This window comes from Streptomyces sp. NBC_00289, from assembly GCF_041435115.1.
In the GTDB taxonomy this organism is placed as follows: Bacteria; Actinomycetota; Actinomycetes; order Streptomycetales; family Streptomycetaceae; genus Streptomyces.
Genome location: NZ_CP108046.1, coordinates 6,796,264 through 6,814,412 on the forward strand (window position 1 = coordinate 6,796,264; position 18,149 = coordinate 6,814,412).

An 18,149-nucleotide genomic window follows, 5' to 3' on the forward strand; every position below is an offset into this window, starting at 1 on the left:
CCGTCCGGACCCGGATGCCGGTGGCCTATGCCGGGCGGAAGGCCGGATTCGGACTTGTTCGGAGGACGTGACAACATGCCGTCATGTCCTCCGCACTGACCGATCTCTGCCCTCATCCGATCGTGCAGGCCCCCATGGCGGGCGGCGTCTCCGTACCGCAGCTCGCCGCCGCCGTGTCCGAGGCGGGCGGGCTGGGTTTCCTGGCCGCCGGGTACAAGACCGCGGACGGGATGTACGAGGACATCAAGCAGCTGCGGGGGCTCACCGGCCGCCCGTTCGGCGTGAACCTCTTCATGCCGCAGCCGGAGTACCCCGGTCCCGGCGCGGGCGGCACGGCCGGTCCGGCCCCCCACCCGCCGGCCACCGTGGACGTCTACGCCCACCAGCTGGCGGGCGAGGCCTCCTGGTACGAGACCGAGCTCGGTGACCCGGACAGCGGCCGCGACGACGGCTACGACGCCAAGCTCGCGGTGCTGCTGGACAACCCGGTGCCGGTGGTCTCCTTCCACTTCGGCGTCCCGGGCCCGGACACCCTGGAGTCCCTGCGCCGCGTCGGCACCCTCACCCTGGCCACCGCGACCACCGTGGAGGAGGCACTCGCCGTGCAGCGGGCGGGCGCCGACGCGGTGATCGCCCAGGGCGTGGAGGCGGGTGGCCACCAGGGCACCCACCGTGACCTCCCGGAGGCGGACGGCTCCGGCGTCGGACTGCTGTCGCTGGTCGCCCAGGTGTGCGAGACCGTGGACATACCGGTCGTCGCCGCCGGCGGCATCATGCGCGGCAGCCAGATCGCCGCCGTGCTCGCCGCGGGCGCCGTCGCGGCCCAGCTCGGCACGGCGTTCCTCGCCACCCCCGAGTCCGGCGCGAACGCCGTGCACAAGCAGGCGCTGACCAATCCGCTGTTCGTCCGCACCGAGCTGACCCGCGCCTTCTCGGGCCGGCCGGCCCGCGGTCTGGTCAACCGCTTCATGCGCGAGCACGGCCCGTACGCGCCCCCCGCCTACCCCGAGATCCACCACCTGACCTCGCCGCTGCGCAAGGCGGCCGCCAAGGCGGGCGACGCGCAGGGCATGGCGCTGTGGGCCGGGCAGGGCCACCGGATGGCCCGCGACCTGCCGGCGGGACGGCTCGTCGAGGTACTGGCCGCCGAACTCGACGCCGCCAGGACAGCGTTGTCGGTGTTCCCGGCGGCGGGCGGGGACCGATGACGGCCCCGGTGTTCGTGGTCGAGCACCTCCGCGCGGGCGACGGCGGAGAGTACGTCCTCGACGGCCCCGAGGGCCGGCACGCCGTCTCGGTGAAGCGGCTGCGGCCCGGGGAGACGGTCGTCCTCACGGACGGCGCCGGACGGTGGGCCGAGGGCGAGGTGACGGCCGCCGAGGGCAAGGACCGGCTGGTGCTGCACCTGACCGGTGTGTCCGAGGAACCGCCGCGGGAGCCCCGGATCACCGTCGTCCAGGCCCTCCCCAAGGGGGACCGGGGCGAGCTGGCCGTGGAGACGATGACCGAGACCGGCGTCGACGCGATCGTGCCGTGGGCCGCCGCCCGCTGCGTCACGCAGTGGAGGGGCGAGCGCGGCCTGAAGGCCCTCGCCAAGTGGCGCGCCACCGCCCGCGAGGCCGGCAAGCAGTCCCGCCGGGTCCGCTTCCCCGAGGTCGCGGACGCGTCGACGAGCAAGCAGGTTGCGGCACTTCTCGCCAAAGCCGACTTCGCCGCCGTACTGCACGAGGACCGGGAGTACGGCAGCGAACCGCTCGCGACGGCCGCACTTCCCGCCGAGGGTGAGATCGTGCTGGTCGTCGGGCCCGAGGGCGGTGTCTCGCCCGAGGAGCTGGCGCTGTTCGAGGAGGCCGGCGCGAAGGCGTACCGGCTGGGTCCCACCGTGCTGCGCACCTCGACCGCCGGAACGGCGGCGACCGCCCTGCTGCTCGGCCGTACCGGCCGCTGGTCCTGAATCCGGAGTGCACACAGTGGAACTCGCACAGGTACGCCTGCTCGTCACCGACTTCCCGGCCTGTTACCGCTTCTACGCCGAAGTCCTCGGCCTCAGACCGCAGTCGGGGGCGACGGCCGGGCCGTACGAGAAGTTCAGCCCGGCGGCCGGTTCGGCGGGCATCGCCCTCCAGGACCGGGCGATGATGGCCGAGGTGCTGGGCGAACTGGGCGACGAGGCGAGCGGCCACCGCTCCCTGGTCGTGCTGCGCGTGGACGACCTGGACACCTACTGCGCCGACCTCGCGACCCGCGGCGCGACCCTGCTGCGCGGCCCGGTCCTCATGACGGACCGTCTGCGGGTGGCCCATCTCAAGGACCCGGAGGGCAACCTCGTGGAACTCCAGGAGTGGTTGCTGCTGCTCGGCTGACCGCGGGGCGCACGCGGGCGTGGGAGTGGCCGTATGCGCCCTTCCGTGGCGGCGGGGTCAGTGGCAGGCTGCCTTCCATGGGGGCTTTGAGGCGGATTTGGCGTCGGCCACGGGGTCGGCGGGTGGCGGGCGCGGCCGTGTTCGCGGTGGTCGTCGTGGGCGGTGCGGCCGCCTGCGATCCGAACGGACTGAGTTCCGCGAGCGTGGCGTTCACGACCGACCAGACGGCGACGAAGCGGCTGGAGCGGCAGGACGTGAACGTGCGCTGGCTCACCTGCACCGCCTCCTACGACAGGAACGGGTCGACCTCCTCCGCGCCCTCGGCCACCGAGAACACCGTCGCGGCCGTCGACTGCAAGGGTGAGACGGACGGCGGGCAGGACATCACCGTCACCGGCAAGGTCACCCGCGCGGTCAACGGCGCCTGTGTGCGCGGCGATCTCACCGCCAAGGTGGGCGGCAGGGTGCGGTTCCACGTGGACGGGCTCGGCAACTGCGACGCCACGACCGCGCCGCGGGTGAACAACCCCGGCCAGGGACCCACCGCCACGGTGACCGTCACGCGGACCATCTGGTGCCAGACCGATCCGCAGTGCCGTCCCGTCGAGGGGAAGTGATCCGTTTCCCTGTGCGGAGCGGGCGGTCGCTGCATAGGGTGATCGCGTGACACAGTCGCCCACACCTGCCTACCTCCGCTTTCCCCACCTGCACGGCGAGTTGGTCGCCTTCACCGCCGAGGACGACGTCTGGCTCGCCCCCCTCGACGGCGGCCGCGCCTGGCGGGTCAGCGCCGACAACGTGCCGGTCACCCAGCCCCGCGTCTCGCCCGACGGGACGACCGTCGCCTGGACCTCCACCCGGGACGGCGCGCCCGAGGTGCACATCGCCCCGGTCGACGGCGGGCCGTCCAGGCGCCTGACCTACTGGGGCAGCTCCAAGACCCAGGTGCGCGGCTGGACCCCGGACGGGCAGGTCCTCGCGATCAGCACCCAGGGCCAGGCGAGCCTGCGCCGGACCTGGGCGCGTGCCGTCCCGCTCGACGGCGGACCCGCCACCACCCTGCCCTACGGCCCCGTGGGCGACGTCGCCCACGGACCGGCCCTGGTCCTGCTGTCGGCGCCCATGGGGCGCGAGGCCGCCTGGTGGAAGCGCTACCGGGGCGGCACGGCGGGCAAGCTGTGGATCGACCCCGACGGTGAGGGTGAGTTCGTCCGGCTGCACGCCGACCTCGACGGCAACATCGAGTACCCGGTGTGGGCGGGGGAGAGGATCGCCTTCCTGTCCGACCACGAGGACGTCGGAGCGCTGTACTCCTCCCTCGCCGACGGGTCCGACCTGCGGCGGCACACCCCCCTCGAGGGGTTCTACGCCCGGCACGCGGCCGGCGACGGCACCCGGATCGTGTACGCGTCCGCCGGTGAACTGTGGCTGCTCGACGACCTCGACGGCGCCGAACCCCGCAGGCTGGACATCCGGCTCGGCGGCCAGCGCACCGACCGGCAGCCGTTCCCGGTCAACGCCGCCCGCTGGTTCGGCTCGGCCGCCCCCGACCACACCGCGCGCGGCAGCGCGGTCGCCGTCCGCGGTGCCGTCCACTGGGTCACCCACCGTTCCGGCCCGGCCCGCGCGCTCGCCGCCCAGCCCGGGGTCCGGGCCCGGCTGCCGCGCACCTTCCGCGCCGAGGGCGGGGAGTGGGTGGTGTGGGTGACGGACGCGGAGGGCGAGGACGCCCTGGAGTTCGCGCCCGCCACCGGTCTCGCGCCCGGCGCGACCCCGCGCCGGCTCGCCGCCGGACAGCTCGGCCGGGTCCTGGGCCTCGCCATGGCACCCGACGGCAGCCGCGCCGCCGTCGCCGCGCACGACGGACGCGTCCTGCTCGTCGAACGCGAGAGCGGCGAGGTCCGCGAGGTCGACCGCAGCGAGGACGGAGACGTGTCCGGGCTGGTCTTCTCACCCGACTCCGCATGGCTGGCCTGGTCGCACCCCGGCACCAACCCGCTGCGTCAGCTCCGGCTCGCCAACACCACCGACCTGTCGGTCACCGAGGCCACCCCGCTGCGCTTCAAGGACTACGCGCCCGCGTTCACCCTCGACGGCAAGCACCTCGCCTTCCTGTCGACCCGCTCCTTCGACCCCGTCTACGACGAGCACGTCTTCGACCTGGCGTTCGTGGAGGGTGTGCGCCCGCACCTGATCACCCTGGCCGCGACCACGCCGTCCCCCTTCGGACCGCAGCGGCACGGCCGCCCCTTCGAGGCGCCGGACAAGGACGAGACGCCGGACAGCGAGGGGACCCCCGCCACCCGCGTCGACCTGGAGGGTCTGGCCGACCGCCTCGTGCCGTTCCCGGTCGAGGCCGCCCGCTACTCCAACCTGCGCGCGGCCAAGGACGGCGTGCTGTGGCTGCGGCACCCCGTGCGCGGGGTGCTCGGGTCGTCCCGGGCCACCCCGGACGACCCGGACCCCAACACCGAGCTGGAGCGCTACGACCTCGCCCAGCAGCGCATCGAGCACCTCGCCGCCGACGCCGACCACTTCGCGGTCAGCGGCGACGGCAAACGTGTCCTGCTGTGGACGGACGGCCGGCTCAAGGTCGTCCCCAGCGACCGGCGCGCCTCGAACGACGAGGACAGCGACACCAACATCACCGTCGACCTCGGCCGGGTACGCCAGCTGGTCGATCCGGCGGCCGAGTGGCGGCAGATGTACGACGAGACCGGCCGCATCATGCGCGACCACTTCTGGCGGCCGGACCTCGGCGGGGTCGACTGGGACGGCGTACTCGACCGCTACCGGCCGGTGCTGGACCGGGTCGCCACCCACGACGACCTGGTCGATTTGCTCTGGGAGGTGCAGGGCGAACTCGGCACCTCGCACGCCTACGTCGTCCCGCGCGGCGGACGCGGCGGCGGCGCCCGGCAGGGGCTCCTGGGCGCGGACATCTCCCGTCACGAGGACGGGACTTGGCGCATCGACCGGATCCTGCCCACGGAGACCTCCGACCCCGACGCCCGCTCGCCGCTGGCCGCGCCCGGTGTCGCGGTGCGCGCCGGGGACGCGATCGTCGCGGTCTCCGGAGTCCCCGTCGACCGGGTCACCGGACCTGGCCCGCTCCTGGTCGGGACGGCGGGCAAGGCGGTCGAGCTGACCATCTCCCCGTCCGGCGGCGGCGACCTGCGGCACCCCGTCGTCGTCCCCGTCGCGGACGAGGAACCGCTGCGCTACCACGCCTGGGTCGCGGACCGGCGGGCCTACGTCCACGAGCGATCCGGCGGCCGGCTCGGCTACCTCCACGTGCCGGACATGCAGGCGCCCGGCTGGGCCCAGATCCACCGTGACCTGCGCGTCGAGGTGACCCGCGAGGGTCTGGTCGTGGACGTCCGCGAGAACCGCGGCGGGCACACCTCCCAGCTGGTCGTCGAGAAACTCGCCCGCCGGATCGTCGGCTGGGACCTGCCGCGTGGGATGCGGCCCGTCAGCTATCCGCAGGACGCGCCCCGCGGGCCCGTCGTCGCCGTGGCCAACGAGTTCTCCGGCTCCGACGGGGACATCGTCAACGCGGCGATCAAGGCGCTGAGCATCGGCCCGGTGGTCGGCACCCGCACCTGGGGCGGCGTCGTCGGCATCGACAGCCGCTACCGCCTGGTCGACGGCACGCTCATCACCCAGCCCAAGTACGCGTTCTGGCTGGAGGGTTACGAGTGGGGCGTGGAGAACCACGGCGTGGACCCGGACGTGGAGGTCGTGCAACGCCCCCAGGACTACGCGGCGGACCGCGACGCCCAGCTCGACAAGGCGATCGCGCTCGCGCTGGCCGCGTTGGAGGAGACGCCCGCCAAGACGCCCCCTTCGCTGCCGTGACCGACCCCGGAGGCCGCCGCCCCCGGACCTCCGCTTCGGCCGTGAGCGGGCCTCGTCCTCGAACGCCGGGCGTGCGGTGAAAACCCGGCGCCTCGGGCGGGGTCGGGACGGGGCGCCGGGGGCGAGGAAAGGCGGTGGCGGTCGATACGATGCCGACGTCAGAGATCACCGCGCGTGAGGAGACACCCATGGCAGGGGAGCCGCAGGACGACTGCCTGTTCTGCAAGATCGTCGCAGGGCACATCCCGGCGACGATCGTCCGGGAGACCGAGACGACCGTCGCGTTCCGGGACATCAACCCCCAGGCGCCCACCCACGTCCTGGTCATCCCCAAGGCCCACCACCGGGACGCCGCCGCGCTCGCCGAGGCCGACCCCACGCTCACCGCGGACGTCCTGCGCGAGACGAAGGCGGTCGCCGAGGAGGACAAGCTGGAGAGCTACCGGGTCGTCTTCAACACCGGCCCCGGCGCCGGCCAGACCGTCTTCCACGTCCACGCCCACGTGCTGGGCGGCCGTGGCATGCAGTGGCCCCCCGGATAGCGAGCCATGTCCGTACGTGAACTGGTGGTCCTCGGCACCGCCAGCCAGGTCCCCACCCGGCACCGCAACCACAACGGCTACCTGCTGCGCTGGGACGGCGAGGGCATCCTGTTCGACCCCGGCGAGGGCACCCAGCGCCAGATGCTGCGGGCCGGGGTCGCCGCCCACGACCTGAACCGGATCTGCGTCACGCACTTCCACGGCGACCACTGCCTCGGTCTCGCCGGAGTCATCCAGCGCATCAACCTGGACCGGGTCCCGCACGAGATCACCGCCCACTACCCGCTCTCCGGCCGGCACTTCTTCGACCGTCTGCGCTACGCGACCGCCTACCGCGAGACGGTCGAGCTCACCCAGGCCCCGGTCGACACGGACGGCGTCCTGGCGACAGCGCCCGCCTACACCCTCGAAGCCCGCCGGCTCTCCCACCCCGTCGAGTCCTACGGTTACCGGCTGGTCGAGCCCGACGGCCGCCGCATGCTGCCCGACCGGCTCGCCGCACTCGGTGTGAAGGGCCCGGACGTGGGCCGCATCCAGCGCGAGGGGGCCGTCGGCGGGGTGCGGCTGGAGGCCGTCAGCGAGGTGCGCCGGGGGCAGCGGTTCGCCTTCGTCATGGACACCCGGCTGTGCGACGGCGTGTACGCGCTCGCGGACGGCTGCGACCTGCTGGTCATCGAGTCCACGTTCCTCGACGAGGACGAGAAGCTCGCGGTGGAGCACGGTCACCTGACGGCCGGTCAGGCGGCCCGGGTCGCGCGGGACGCGGGTGTACGGCACCTGGTGCTCACCCACTTCAGCCAGCGCTACACCGATCCGGACGACTTCGAGCGGCAGGCGCGGGCGGCCGGCTTCGAGGGGGAGCTGACCGTGGCGCACGACCTGCTGAGAGTCCCGGTTCCGAAACGGCGATAAAACACCCGTACGATACTTCGATGTCCCTCCCGAAAGCAGAACTGCACCTGCACATCGAAGGCACTCTGGAGCCGGAGCTGGCCTTCGAGCTGGCCGCCCGCAACGGCGTCGCCCTGCCGTACGCCGACACCGACGAGCTGCGCGAGGCGTACCGGTTCCAGGACCTGCAGTCCTTCCTGAACCTGTACTACGAGCTCATGGCCGTCCTGCGCACCGAGCGGGACTTCACGGACCTGGCGAACGCCTATCTGGCCCGGGCGGCCGCGCAGGGCGTGCGGCACGCGGAGATCTTCTTCGACCCGCAGGCGCACCTCGCGCGGGGCGTCGGGATGGACACGGTCGTCGAGGGGCTGTGGCGGGCGCTGGAGTCGAGCGAGTCGGCGCACGGCGTCTCCACCCAGCTGATCATGTGCTTCCTGCGGGACGAGTCCGCCGAGTCGGCCCTGGAAACACTCGACGCGGCCAAGCCGTACCTCGACCGGATAGTCGGCGTCGGGCTCGACTCGGCCGAGGTCGGGCACCCGCCGGCGAAGTTCCGCGCGGTGTACGAGGCCGCCGCCGCGCTCGGGCTGCGCCGCGTGGCGCACGCCGGCGAGGAGGGACCGCCGGAGTACATCACCGAGGCCCTGGACGTGCTCGGCGTGGAGCGGATCGACCACGGCCTGCGCTGCATGGAGGACCCGGCGCTGGTCGAGCGGCTGGTCCGCGACCGCGTCCCGCTGACCCTGTGCCCGCTGTCCAACGTCCGGCTCCGCACGGTCGACGTCCTCCCCGACCACCCGCTGCCGGCCATGCTGGACGCCGGTCTGCTCTGCACGGTCAACTCCGACGACCCCGCCTACTTCGGGGGCTACGCGGGCGACAACTTCGACGCCGTACACCGGAGCCTCGGCCTGGGCGAGGACCGGCTGCGGGAGCTGGCCCGCAACTCCTTCCTTGCCTCCTTCCTGGAACACGACGAGGAACGCCGGGCGCGGTACCTCGCCGAGGTGGAGGCGTACGAGTTCCGGTAGGCCGGGCCCGTTCCGTGTGGACCCCGGTGGGCCGTCGCCTGCCGGGGTCCCGCCGTGTCGTGGGGCCGCCGAGCTACCGCGGCCGGCTGAACAAGCCGCCCGGTCGGGCCTACTGCCGCCAGTGAGGCGCGCCCCCCGCGCCCGGCGCCGTCGCCTCGATCTTGCCCCTGATCTCCCGCATCACCGCGACGATCTGCCCCTCGTGCTCCGGCGTCAGCCGGGCCACCGGCACCGAGCAGCTGATCGCGTCCCGGACGGGGGAGTCGTAGCGCAGTGCGAAGCCGAAGCCGACGATGCCGGCCACGCCTTCCTCGCGGTCGATCGAATAGCCCCGCGCCCGCACCCCGGCGAGATCCGCCGCCAGGGACTCCCTGCCGGTGTGTGAGTGGGGGGTGAGCGCCTCGTACGGACCCTCGGGCAGTTCCTCGTCGCCCCGCTCGGCCAGCAGGGCCTTGCCCAGCGCGCCCACGTGCGCCGGCAGCCGCCGCCCCACCCGGCTGATGGTGCGCAGGTACTCGTGCGACTCGCGTGTCGCCAGGTACGCCACGTGCCGGCCGTCGAGGCGGCCCAGGTGCAGCGTCTCGCCCAGGGCCTGGGAGGCCTCGTCGAGATACGGGCGGACGGCCCGGACGCGCGGGTCGGAGTCCAGGTAGCTGGTGCCGGTGAGCAGGGCGTGGATGCCGATGCCGTACAGCGAGCCGGTGACGTCCGTGCGCACCCAGCCGCGCGAGATCAGGGTCTGCAGCAGCGCGTACATCGAGCTGCGCGGCACGCCCAGTTCGTCCGCGAGTTCCTGGAGGCGGGCCGGACGGTCGCCGCGTTCGGCCAGTACCTCGAGCAGCTCGACGGTGCGCGCCGCGGACTTCACCTCGCGGACGCCGCCTGTCTCTGACATGTGCCGATCGTAATCGGGCCGGGCGGTCCCTTGACGGGTGCCGTTCGCCTATCTAATCTCCATCTCCATACATAGATAGCGTCTACATAGGGAGATGAGCGAGGGTGAGCCTCGACACCGACACGGTCCGGCGGCTGCGGGAGGGCATGACGCGGGGCGTGCTGTCGTTCCCGCTGACCAGCTTCCACGACGACGGCTCCCTCGACCCCGACGGCTTCCGCGCGCACCTCGCGGCCCAGGTCGCCACCGCCCCCGGTGCCGTCTTCCCCGCCTGCGGCACCGGCGAGTTCTTCTCCCTGGACGAGGACGAGTACCGCCGGGTGGTCACCATCGCCGTGGAGGAGACCGCCGGCCGCGTACCCGTCGTCGCCGGCGTCGGCTACGGATGGGCCCAGGCCGTCCGGTTCGCCCGCGTCGCCGAGGAGGCCGGCGCAGACGCGCTCCTCGTCCTGCCCCACTACCTCGTCGCCGCCCCACAGGACGGCCTGGTCGCCCAGCTGGAGCAGCTCGCGGCCCGCACCACGCTCCCGCTCATCGCCTACCAGCGCGGCCAGGTCACCTTCACCGCCGACTCCCTGAAGCGCGTCGCCCGCGTCCCGAACGTCATCGGACTCAAGGACGGCCACAGCGACCTCGACCGGCTGCAACGGCTCACGCTCGCCGCCCCGGAGGACTTCCTCTTCTTCAACGGCGCCTCCACCGCCGAGATCCAGGCCCGCGCCTACGCCACCGTCGGCGTCCCCGCCTACTCCTCCGCCGTGCACGCCTTCGCCCCCGAGATCGCGAACACCTTCTTCACCGCCCTCCGTGACGGCGACGACGGCACCGTGGAGAAACTGCTGCGCGGTTTCTACGTCCCCCTCGTCGAACTCCGCGACCGCGTACCGGGATACGCCGTGTCGCTGGTGAAGGCGGCGGCCCGGCTGCGGGGCCGCCCCGTGGGACCCGTCCGCGCCCCGCTCACCGACCCGACGGCCGCCGACCTGGCCGATCTGGAGAACCTGCTCACCGCCGGACTCGACCTCGTAGGAGCCGCCCTGTGAACCTCACCATCACCGACGTACGGCTGACCCCGATCCTGGTCGCCGACCCGCCCCTGCTGAACACGCAGGGCGTCCACCAGCCGTACACCCCCCGCCTGATCGTGGAGGTGGTGACGGCCGACGGAGTCACCGGCGTCGGCGAGACGTACGGCGACACCAAGTACCTGGAGCTGGCCCGTCCGTTCGCCGCCAAACTGACCGGCCGTCAGGTCAGTGATCTCAACGGCCTGTTCGTCCTCGCCGACGAGGTGGCCGTCGACGGCACCCGCGTCTCCGGCCAGGTCGACGTCGGCGGTCTGCGTGGCGTCCAGACCGCCGACAAACTGAGGCTGTCCGTCGTCTCCGCCTTCGAGGTCGCCTGCCTCGACGCCCTCGGCAAGGCGCTCGGCCTGCCCGTGCACGCGCTGCTCGGCGGCAAGCTCCGGGACAGCGTCGAGTACAGCGCCTACCTGTTCTACAAGTGGGCCGACCACCCGGCGGGCGTGGCCGCCGAGAAGGACGACTGGGGCGCCGCCGTCGACCCGGCCGGAGTCGTCGAGCAGGCCCGCAGGTTCACCGAGCGCTACGGCTTCACCTCCTTCAAGCTCAAGGGCGGCGTCTTCCCGCCGGACCAGGAGATCGCCGCCGTCCACGCCCTCGCCGAGGCCTTCCCCGGGCACCCGCTGCGTCTGGACCCCAACGGCGCCTGGTCCGTGGAGACCTCGCTGAAGGTGGCCGCCGAACTCGGCGACGTCCTCGAGTACCTGGAGGACCCCGCGCTCGGCACGCCCGCCATGGCCGAGGTGGCCGCGAAGACCGCCGTACCCCTCGCCACCAACATGTGTGTGACGACCTTCGCCGAGATCAAGGAGGCGTTCACCAAGAACGCCGTCCAGGTGGTGCTCTCCGACCACCACTACTGGGGCGGCCTGCGCAACACCCAGCAACTCGCCGCCATCTGCCGCACGTTCGGCGTCGGGGTGTCGATGCACTCCAACACCCACCTGGGGATCAGCCTCGCCGCGATGACCCACGTCGCCTCGACCGTCCCCAACCTCCACCACGCCTGCGACTCCCACTACCCCTGGCAGTCGGAGGACGTGCTCACCGAGCGGCTGACCTTCGAGGCCGGCAAGGTCGCCGTCCCGGACGGGCCCGGCCTCGGCGTCGAACTCGACCGCGACCGGCTGGCGTTCCTCCACCGGCGCTGGCTCGACGACGACGGCTCCCTGCGCGAACGGGACGACGCGGCGGCCATGCGCGTCGCCGAGCCGGGCTGGGTCACGCCGTCCGTGCCGCGCTGGTAACTCCCGCCCTCCCCCTGCCTACCCTGCACACGATCGGAGCCGCTCGTGCCGGCAGTACCGCCAGGACCACCCGCGATTTGGTTCAAGCCCGCGTCCCCGATCTTCTCGACCATCCCGCAGAGCTACCTGGACGCGCGGGCCGCCGCCCCCGGCATCGCGCTGGTCAACTCCATCGGCAACCTGGGCGGCTTCGTCACGCCGACCGCTTTCGGCCTCATCGAGGACGCGACGGGCTCGACCAGCGCCGGACTGGTCGGCCTGACCGTCGTCGGCTTCCTGGCAGCGCTGAGTGTGCTGCTGGTACGCGGCGGCGGACGCAACGACCCGGCCCGTACGAGGCCGGCGAAGGCCCCCGCGGCCACGGCACCCGAGGTGACGCCGGGCGCGGCCCGTGTCGCCGGACGCCGGCCGGGGACCGGCCCCGCGGCCGCCTGACGCGACGGGCCGCCCCGCGCGCGGCGTCGCGGTGAGGCCACGAGGTGATGTCGGTGGTGTGGTGCAGACTGGCCTGAACCGCACTGCCAGGGAGTCACCGTGACCATGTCCGACGGAGAGGACCACCGCGGCCGGCCCCAGGTCGACCCGCTCGCCGCCCTGCGCACGCCGCAGGACCCGCCCCGGGACGTCTACCTCACGGGGACCGTCTTCCTGGACATCATCTTCACCGGGCTCGACTCCGCCCCGGTGCGCGGGACCGAGTCCTGGGCACGCGGGATGGGGTCCAGCCCCGGCGGCGTCGCCAACATGGCCACCGCCCTGGCCCGCCTCGGCCTGAGAACCTCGCTCGCCGCCGCCTTCGGTGACGACATCTACGGCGAGTACTGCTGGGACGCCCTCGCCCAGGGTGAGGGCATCGACCTCTCCGCGTCGCGCACCGTGCCCGGCTGGCACTCCCCGGTCACCGTCTCGATGGCGTACGAGGGGGAGCGCACGATGGTCTCCCACGGCCACGAGCCGCCGCCCGAGGAGCCCGCGCCGGAGTGCCCGCCGCACGCGCGCGCCGCCGTCGCCTCGCTCACGCCCGGCGAGCGGGCCCCCTGGATCGCCCAGGCCGCCCGACGCGGCACCCGCGTCTTCGCCGACGTCGGCTGGGACGACACGGGCACCTGGGACCTGGCGGGCCTCGCGGACCTGGAGCACTGCGAGGCGTTCCTGCCGAACGCCGAGGAGGCCATGCGGTACACGGGAGCCGACTGTCCGCGCGCCGCCGCCCACGCGCTCACCGAGCACGTACCGCTCGCGGTGGTCACCCTCGGTGCGGACGGCGCCTACGCCGTCGACCGGCGGACCGGGGAGACCGCCGAGGTACCGGCCATCGCCGTGGAGGCCCTCGACCCGACCGGAGCCGGGGACGTCTTCGTGGCCGGGTTCGTCACCGGCACCCTCGCGGGCTGGCCACTGGCCGACCGGCTCGCCTTCGCCGGGCTCACGGCGGCCCTGTCGGTCCAGGAGTTCGGCGGCTCCCTGTCGGCCCCCGGCTGGTCGGAGATCGCGGCCTGGTGGCGCACGGTGCAATCGGTCGAGGAACAGGATCCGGAGGCGCTCAGCCGGTACGCGTTCCTGGCGGGAATGCTGCCGGGCCGCGCGGAGTCGCGGCCCTGGCCGCTGCGCAGGGCGGTCCCGACGATCGGCTTCGGCCGCTCGGCCTGACCGGGCTGGAAGAAGCCCCGACCGGTCGCCGAAGGAAGCCCGGAACCGTGGGGCCGGAGAGGCCCGCTCCCGTGGTGCCGAAGGAAACCCGGAACCGTGGTGCCGCACGGGGTCCCGACCGCCTCGCCGAATGGGTCAGCTAAAAGCCCTACGGTGTTGTCAGTCCCCCGGCGTACCCTTGAAATCGCCAGACCGCCCCCGTGGCGGGCGAGTCGTATCGAGGAGGACGAGCAAGGCCTACAGAGCCGGCCCATGACTCAGACACCCACAGCTCACACCCCCGCGCAGGGACAGGCGAGAGCACAGTTCACCGTCCCCGCCCAGCACCCGATGGTGACCGTGCTGGGTTCCGGCGACTCCCTCCTGCGCGTGATCGAGAAGGCCTTCCCGGCGGCCGACATCCACGTCCGGGGCAATGAGATCAACGCGGTCGGCGACGCCGGTGAAGTCGCCCTCGTCCAGCGCCTGTTCGACGAGATGATGCTGGTGCTCCGCACCGGGCAGCCGATGACGGAGGACGCAGTGGAACGCTCGATCGCCATGCTCAGGGCGAGCGAGAACGGGGAGAGCGACGGCCAGGAGACCCCGGCCGAGGTACTCACTCAGAACATCCTGTCCTCGCGTGGCCGCACCATCCGCCCCAAGACCCTGAACCAGAAGCGGTACGTCGACGCGATCGACACGCACACGATCGTCTTCGGCATCGGCCCCGCCGGCACCGGCAAGACCTACCTGGCCATGGCCAAGGCGGTCCAGGCACTCCAGGCCAAGCAGGTCAACCGCATCATCCTGACCCGCCCCGCGGTCGAGGCGGGGGAGCGGCTGGGATTCCTCCCGGGCACCCTGTACGAGAAGATCGACCCGTACCTGCGCCCGCTCTACGACGCCCTGCACGACATGCTGGACCCGGACTCGATCCCGAAGCTGATGGCCTCGGGCACGATCGAGGTGGCACCGCTGGCTTACATGAGGGGTAGAACCCTGAATGACGCCTTCATCATTCTGGACGAGGCGCAGAACACCAGCGCCGAGCAGATGAAGATGTTCCTCACCCGGCTCGGCTTCGAGTCGAAGATCGTGATCACGGGTGACGTGACGCAGGTCGACCTGCCGAGCGGCACCAAGTCGGGTCTGCGGCAGGTGCAGGACATCCTCGAAGGCCTCGACGACGTCCACTTCTCCCGGCTCACGTCCAGCGATGTCGTACGGCACCGGCTGGTCGGCCGTATCGTCGACGCGTACGAGAAGTACGACAGCGAGAACGGTACGGAGAACGGCACCCACAAGGGCGCCCGTAACAAGCGGAAGTAGACCAGCACGCCCATGTCGATCGACGTCAACAACGAGTCCGGAACCGAGGTCGACGAGCAGGCGATCCTCGACATCGCCCGCTACGCGCTCGCACGGATGCGCATCCACCCGCTCTCCGAGCTCTCGGTGATCGTCGTGGACGCCGCCGCCATGGAACAGCTGCACATCCAGTGGATGGACCTGCCGGGGCCCACGGACGTCATGTCCTTCCCGATGGACGAGCTGCGTCCGCCGTCGAAGGACGACGACGAGCCCCCGCAGGGCCTTCTCGGTGACATCGTGCTGTGTCCCGAGGTCGCCGCCAAGCAGGGCACCGAGGCGCCCACACAGCACTCCATGGACGAGGAGCTGCACCTGCTCACCGTCCACGGAGTGCTGCACCTGCTCGGCTACGACCACGAGGAGCCCGACGAGAAGGCCGAGATGTTCGGCCTCCAGGCAGCCATCGTGGACGGCTGGCGCGCGGAGAAGGGCCTGACCGGTCCCTCCCCGGCCCCGACCGTCTCATGAGCCTTCCGCTCGTCGCCGGCGCGATCGCCCTGGTCGTCGTCGCCTGGCTCGCCGCCTGCGCGGAGGCGGGCCTGGCGCGCGTCTCCAGCTTCCGCGCCGAGGAGGCCGTACGCTCCGGCCGGCGCGGCAGTGCCAAGCTCGCGCAGGTCGCCGCGGATCCGACCCGCTATCTCAACATGGCGCTGCTGGTCCGCGTCGCCTGCGAGATGGCGGCCGCCGCACTGGTCACCTACGCCTGTCTGAAGGCGATCGACGGGACCGTCCCGGCCCTGTTCGCCGCGATCGGCGTGATGGTTCTGGTGTCGTACGTCGCCGTCGGTGTGTCCCCGCGCACCATCGGCCGCCAGCACCCGTTGAACACGGCGACGGCGGCCGCGTACGTCCTGCTGCCGCTCGCGCGGATCATGGGACCGATCCCGTCCCTGCTGATCCTCATCGGCAACGCCCTCACCCCCGGCAAGGGCTTCCGCCGCGGCCCGTTCGCCTCCGAGGCGGAGCTGCGCGCGCTGGTCGACCTCGCCGAGAAGGAGTCCCTCATCGAGGACGAGGAGCGCCGCATGGTGCACTCGGTCTTCGAGCTGGGCGACACCCTCGTTCGGGAGGTCATGGTCCCGCGGACGGACCTGGTCGTCATCGAGCGTTACAAGACCATCCGCCAGGCGCTCACCCTGGCCCTGCGCTCGGGTTTCTCGCGCATCCCGGTCACGGGCGAGAGCGAGGACGACATCGTCGGGATCGTGTACCTGAAGGACCTGGTCCGCAAGACGCACATCAGCCGGGAGGCCGAGAGCGAGCTGGTGTCCACGGCGATGCGGCCCGCCGCCTTCGTGCCCGACACCAAGAACGCGGGTGACCTGCTGCGCGAGATGCAGCAGGAGCGCAACCACGTCGCCGTCGTCATCGACGAGTACGGCGGCACGGCCGGCATCGCCACCATCGAGGACATCCTCGAGGAGATCGTCGGCGAGATCACCGACGAGTACGACCGCGAACTGCCGCCGGTCGAGGAACTCGGCGACGACCGCCACCGGGTCACCGCCCGCCTCGACATCACCGACCTGGGCGAGCTGTACGGCCTGGAGGAGTACGACGACGAGGACGTGGAGACCGTCGGCGGCCTGCTCGCGAAGGCGCTGGGCCGGGTGCCCATCGCCGGGGCCTCCGCGGTGGTGGAGCTGCCCGACGGCCGTGAACTGAAGCTGACGGCGGAGGCGGCGGCCGGCCGCCGGAACAAGATCGTGACCGTGCTCGTGGAGCCGGTGGGCCAGGGCGGCCCCCCGGAGGAGGAGAAGAGGCCGGAGTGACGCCCCAGCAGCTGCGCACCCTCTGTCTGTCCTTCAACGCGGCCGTGGAGGACTTCCCGTTCAATCCCGAGACGTCCGTCTTCAAGGTGCTGGGCAAGCTCTTCGCCCTGACCGGCCTGGAGGCACGGCCGCTCACCGTGAACCTGAAGTGCGACCCGGACGACGCGGTGCGGCTGCGGGGCGAGCACCCGGGTCTGATCATCCCCGGCTACCACATGAACAAGCGCCACTGGAACACGGTGACCGTCGACGGCGACCTGCCCGATCGGCTGGTCCGGGAGCTCGTCGAGGACTCCTACGACCTGGTGGTGGCGGGACTGCCGAGGGCGGAACGGCTGCGGCTGGACCGGCCCTGAAATCCGTTGTCCCGCCGACGTGACCGCGTGTCAGAATCCGGCGCATGACAGTGAGATACCCGCGCCCCCTGCGTCCCGGTGACCGTATCGGCGTCACGTCTCCGTCCAGCGGTGTCCCGAAGGAGCTGCGCGGACGGCTCGACGTGGCGATCGGTGACCTGGAGGCGCGCGGGTACGAGGTGGTCGTCGGCCGGTGCATGGACGGCGCGGGGCACCTCAGCGCCCCGGCCGCCGAGCGTGCGGCCGAGCTGACGGACCTGCTGACCGATCCCGCCGTCCGGGCCGTGGTGCCGCCGTGGGGCGGGGAGACCGCGATCGACCTGCTGCCGCTGCTCGACTTCGACAGGCTGCGGGAGGCCGAGCCCACCTGGGTCGTCGGGTTCTCCGACATGTCGACGATCATCACCCCGCTGACCCTCCGCGCCGGCGTGGCGACCGTGCACGGCAACAACCTCATGGACACGCCCTACCGGGTGCCCGAGGGGCTGCTGTCCTGGCTGGACGTCGTCGCCGCGCCGCAGGGCGGGCCGTTCACGCAGACCCCGCCGGGCCGTCACCGCTCGACCGGCTGGGACGACTACCGGCTCCACCCCGGCGTACGCGAGCTCACGCTCGACACTCCCGGCGGCTGGACCCGACTGGACGGCGACGGTGACGTGGACGTCGAGGGCCGGCTGATCGGCGGCTGCGTCGAGACGCTCGCCAATCTCACGGGCACGCCCTGTCTGGACGTCGCGTCCTTCGTGCGGGAGTCGGCTCCGGAGGGGCTGCTCGTCTACGTGGAGGCGGCCGAGGACGGTGCCTTCGCCATCTGCCGCAATCTGCACGGCATGCGGCTGGCCGGGTTCTTCGACGCGGCGAACGCGGTGCTCGTGGGCCGGACCGGGGCGCCCGACGCGCCCACGCTCACCCAGTACGAGGCCGTTGTGGACGCGCTCGGTCCGCTGAACGTGCCGATCATCGCCGACGTGGAGTGCGGTCACGTCCCGCCGTACCTGCCGCTGGTGAACGGGGCGCGGGCCCGTGTCGTGCACACGGCCACCCGCTCCGAGCTCACCCAGACCCTGGACTGAGCGCGGCGCCCCCGCGGGCGGATGGGGGAG

18 protein-coding genes are annotated in these 18,149 nt (G+C 72.4%); 17 read left to right on the forward strand and 1 reads right to left on the reverse strand.

Annotation, left to right across the window (positions count from 1 at the left end):
- Nucleotides 1-83: 83 nt before the first annotated feature.
- From OG985_RS30770 to OG985_RS30805, 8 genes are all read left to right on the forward strand, one after another.
- Nucleotides 84-1,208 (forward strand): nitronate monooxygenase, encoded by a 1,125-nt coding sequence (locus OG985_RS30770; RefSeq protein WP_371671601.1) that lies wholly within the window; start codon nucleotides 84-86, stop codon nucleotides 1,206-1,208.
- The gene (locus OG985_RS30775) at nucleotides 1,205-1,954 is read left to right on the forward strand and encodes a 16S rRNA (uracil(1498)-N(3))-methyltransferase (protein WP_371671602.1); all 750 of its coding nucleotides are present in this window, start codon (nucleotides 1,205-1,207) and stop codon (nucleotides 1,952-1,954) included. Before OG985_RS30770 ends, OG985_RS30775 begins: the two co-directional genes overlap by 4 nt.
- A gap of 16 nt (nucleotides 1,955-1,970) precedes the next feature.
- Nucleotides 1,971-2,363 (forward strand): VOC family protein, encoded by a 393-nt coding sequence (locus OG985_RS30780; RefSeq protein ID WP_371671603.1) that lies wholly within the window; start codon nucleotides 1,971-1,973, stop codon nucleotides 2,361-2,363.
- A 77-nt stretch (nucleotides 2,364-2,440) separates the two neighbouring features.
- Nucleotides 2,441-2,980, forward strand: a complete 540-nt coding sequence (locus OG985_RS30785) for a hypothetical protein (RefSeq protein WP_371671604.1) — start codon at nucleotides 2,441-2,443, stop codon at nucleotides 2,978-2,980.
- Between the two features lie 46 nt (nucleotides 2,981-3,026).
- The gene (locus OG985_RS30790) at nucleotides 3,027-6,224 is read left to right on the forward strand and encodes a S41 family peptidase (RefSeq protein ID WP_371671605.1); all 3,198 of its coding nucleotides are present in this window, start codon (nucleotides 3,027-3,029) and stop codon (nucleotides 6,222-6,224) included.
- A 188-nt stretch (nucleotides 6,225-6,412) separates the two neighbouring features.
- Complete coding sequence (locus OG985_RS30795; RefSeq protein ID WP_371671606.1) at nucleotides 6,413-6,766, forward strand: histidine triad nucleotide-binding protein; 354 nt, start codon at nucleotides 6,413-6,415, stop codon at nucleotides 6,764-6,766.
- 6 nt (nucleotides 6,767-6,772) lie between these two features.
- A complete protein-coding gene (locus OG985_RS30800) occupies nucleotides 6,773-7,678 on the forward strand; it encodes a ribonuclease Z (protein ID WP_371671607.1) in 906 nt (301 codons plus the stop codon).
- A 20-nt stretch (nucleotides 7,679-7,698) separates the two neighbouring features.
- A complete protein-coding gene (locus OG985_RS30805) occupies nucleotides 7,699-8,691 on the forward strand; it encodes an adenosine deaminase (protein WP_371671608.1) in 993 nt (330 codons plus the stop codon).
- Nucleotides 8,692-8,800: 109 nt separating this feature from the next.
- Here OG985_RS30805 and OG985_RS30810 read toward each other — a convergent pair whose 3' ends face one another.
- A complete protein-coding gene (locus tag OG985_RS30810; protein WP_371671609.1) occupies nucleotides 8,801-9,586 on the reverse strand; it encodes an IclR family transcriptional regulator in 786 nt (261 codons plus the stop codon).
- Nucleotides 9,587-9,690: 104 nt separating this feature from the next.
- Between OG985_RS30810 and OG985_RS30815 the strand changes: the two genes are divergently transcribed.
- The 9 genes from OG985_RS30815 (at nucleotide 9,691) to OG985_RS30855 (ending at nucleotide 18,119) form a co-directional block, all read left to right on the forward strand.
- Nucleotides 9,691-10,629 (forward strand): 5-dehydro-4-deoxyglucarate dehydratase, encoded by a 939-nt coding sequence (locus tag OG985_RS30815; protein WP_371671610.1) that lies wholly within the window; start codon nucleotides 9,691-9,693, stop codon nucleotides 10,627-10,629.
- Complete coding sequence (locus OG985_RS30820; RefSeq protein WP_371671611.1) at nucleotides 10,626-11,915, forward strand: glucarate dehydratase family protein; 1,290 nt, start codon at nucleotides 10,626-10,628, stop codon at nucleotides 11,913-11,915. Before OG985_RS30815 ends, OG985_RS30820 begins: the two co-directional genes overlap by 4 nt.
- A 45-nt stretch (nucleotides 11,916-11,960) precedes the next feature.
- The gene (locus OG985_RS30825) at nucleotides 11,961-12,350 is read left to right on the forward strand and encodes a hypothetical protein (RefSeq protein WP_371671612.1); all 390 of its coding nucleotides are present in this window, start codon (nucleotides 11,961-11,963) and stop codon (nucleotides 12,348-12,350) included.
- 105 nt (nucleotides 12,351-12,455) lie between these two features.
- Nucleotides 12,456-13,565 (forward strand): carbohydrate kinase family protein, encoded by a 1,110-nt coding sequence (locus tag OG985_RS30830; RefSeq protein WP_371671613.1) that lies wholly within the window; start codon nucleotides 12,456-12,458, stop codon nucleotides 13,563-13,565.
- A 252-nt stretch (nucleotides 13,566-13,817) separates the two neighbouring features.
- Nucleotides 13,818-14,876: a PhoH family protein gene (locus OG985_RS30835; protein WP_371671614.1), complete on the forward strand. Its 1,059-nt coding sequence runs from the start codon at nucleotides 13,818-13,820 to the stop codon at nucleotides 14,874-14,876.
- 12 nt (nucleotides 14,877-14,888) lie between these two features.
- Nucleotides 14,889-15,386, forward strand: coding sequence for an rRNA maturation RNase YbeY (gene ybeY / locus OG985_RS30840; protein WP_356038900.1), 498 nt, complete (start codon nucleotides 14,889-14,891; stop codon nucleotides 15,384-15,386).
- Nucleotides 15,383-16,690: a hemolysin family protein gene (locus OG985_RS30845; RefSeq protein ID WP_371671615.1), complete on the forward strand. Its 1,308-nt coding sequence runs from the start codon at nucleotides 15,383-15,385 to the stop codon at nucleotides 16,688-16,690. Before ybeY ends, OG985_RS30845 begins: the two co-directional genes overlap by 4 nt.
- A complete protein-coding gene (locus OG985_RS30850; RefSeq protein ID WP_371671616.1) occupies nucleotides 16,687-17,046 on the forward strand; it encodes an MmcQ/YjbR family DNA-binding protein in 360 nt (119 codons plus the stop codon). Before OG985_RS30845 ends, OG985_RS30850 begins: the two co-directional genes overlap by 4 nt.
- Nucleotides 17,047-17,090: 44 nt before the next feature.
- Nucleotides 17,091-18,119 (forward strand): S66 peptidase family protein, encoded by a 1,029-nt coding sequence (locus tag OG985_RS30855; protein WP_371671617.1) that lies wholly within the window; start codon nucleotides 17,091-17,093, stop codon nucleotides 18,117-18,119.
- Nucleotides 18,120-18,149: the final 30 nt, after the last annotated feature.

Coding starts and splice junctions, on each gene's coding strand:
- OG985_RS30785 (WP_371671604.1), top strand. CDS start 2,441: ATGGGGGCTTTGAGGCGGATTTGGCGTCGGCCACGGGGTCGGCGGGTG.
- OG985_RS30810 (WP_371671609.1), bottom strand. CDS start 9,586: ATGTCAGAGACAGGCGGCGTCCGCGAGGTGAAGTCCGCGGCGCGCACC.
- OG985_RS30835 (WP_371671614.1), top strand. CDS start 13,818: ATGACTCAGACACCCACAGCTCACACCCCCGCGCAGGGACAGGCGAGA.
- OG985_RS30845 (WP_371671615.1), top strand. CDS start 15,383: ATGAGCCTTCCGCTCGTCGCCGGCGCGATCGCCCTGGTCGTCGTCGCC.
- OG985_RS30770 (WP_371671601.1), top strand. CDS start 84: ATGTCCTCCGCACTGACCGATCTCTGCCCTCATCCGATCGTGCAGGCC.
- OG985_RS30800 (WP_371671607.1), top strand. CDS start 6,773: ATGTCCGTACGTGAACTGGTGGTCCTCGGCACCGCCAGCCAGGTCCCC.
- OG985_RS30805 (WP_371671608.1), top strand. CDS start 7,699: ATGTCCCTCCCGAAAGCAGAACTGCACCTGCACATCGAAGGCACTCTG.
- OG985_RS30775 (WP_371671602.1), top strand. CDS start 1,205: ATGACGGCCCCGGTGTTCGTGGTCGAGCACCTCCGCGCGGGCGACGGC.
- OG985_RS30855 (WP_371671617.1), top strand. CDS start 17,091: ATGACAGTGAGATACCCGCGCCCCCTGCGTCCCGGTGACCGTATCGGC.
- ybeY (WP_356038900.1), top strand. CDS start 14,889: ATGTCGATCGACGTCAACAACGAGTCCGGAACCGAGGTCGACGAGCAG.
- OG985_RS30795 (WP_371671606.1), top strand. CDS start 6,413: ATGGCAGGGGAGCCGCAGGACGACTGCCTGTTCTGCAAGATCGTCGCA.
- OG985_RS30830 (WP_371671613.1), top strand. CDS start 12,456: ATGTCCGACGGAGAGGACCACCGCGGCCGGCCCCAGGTCGACCCGCTC.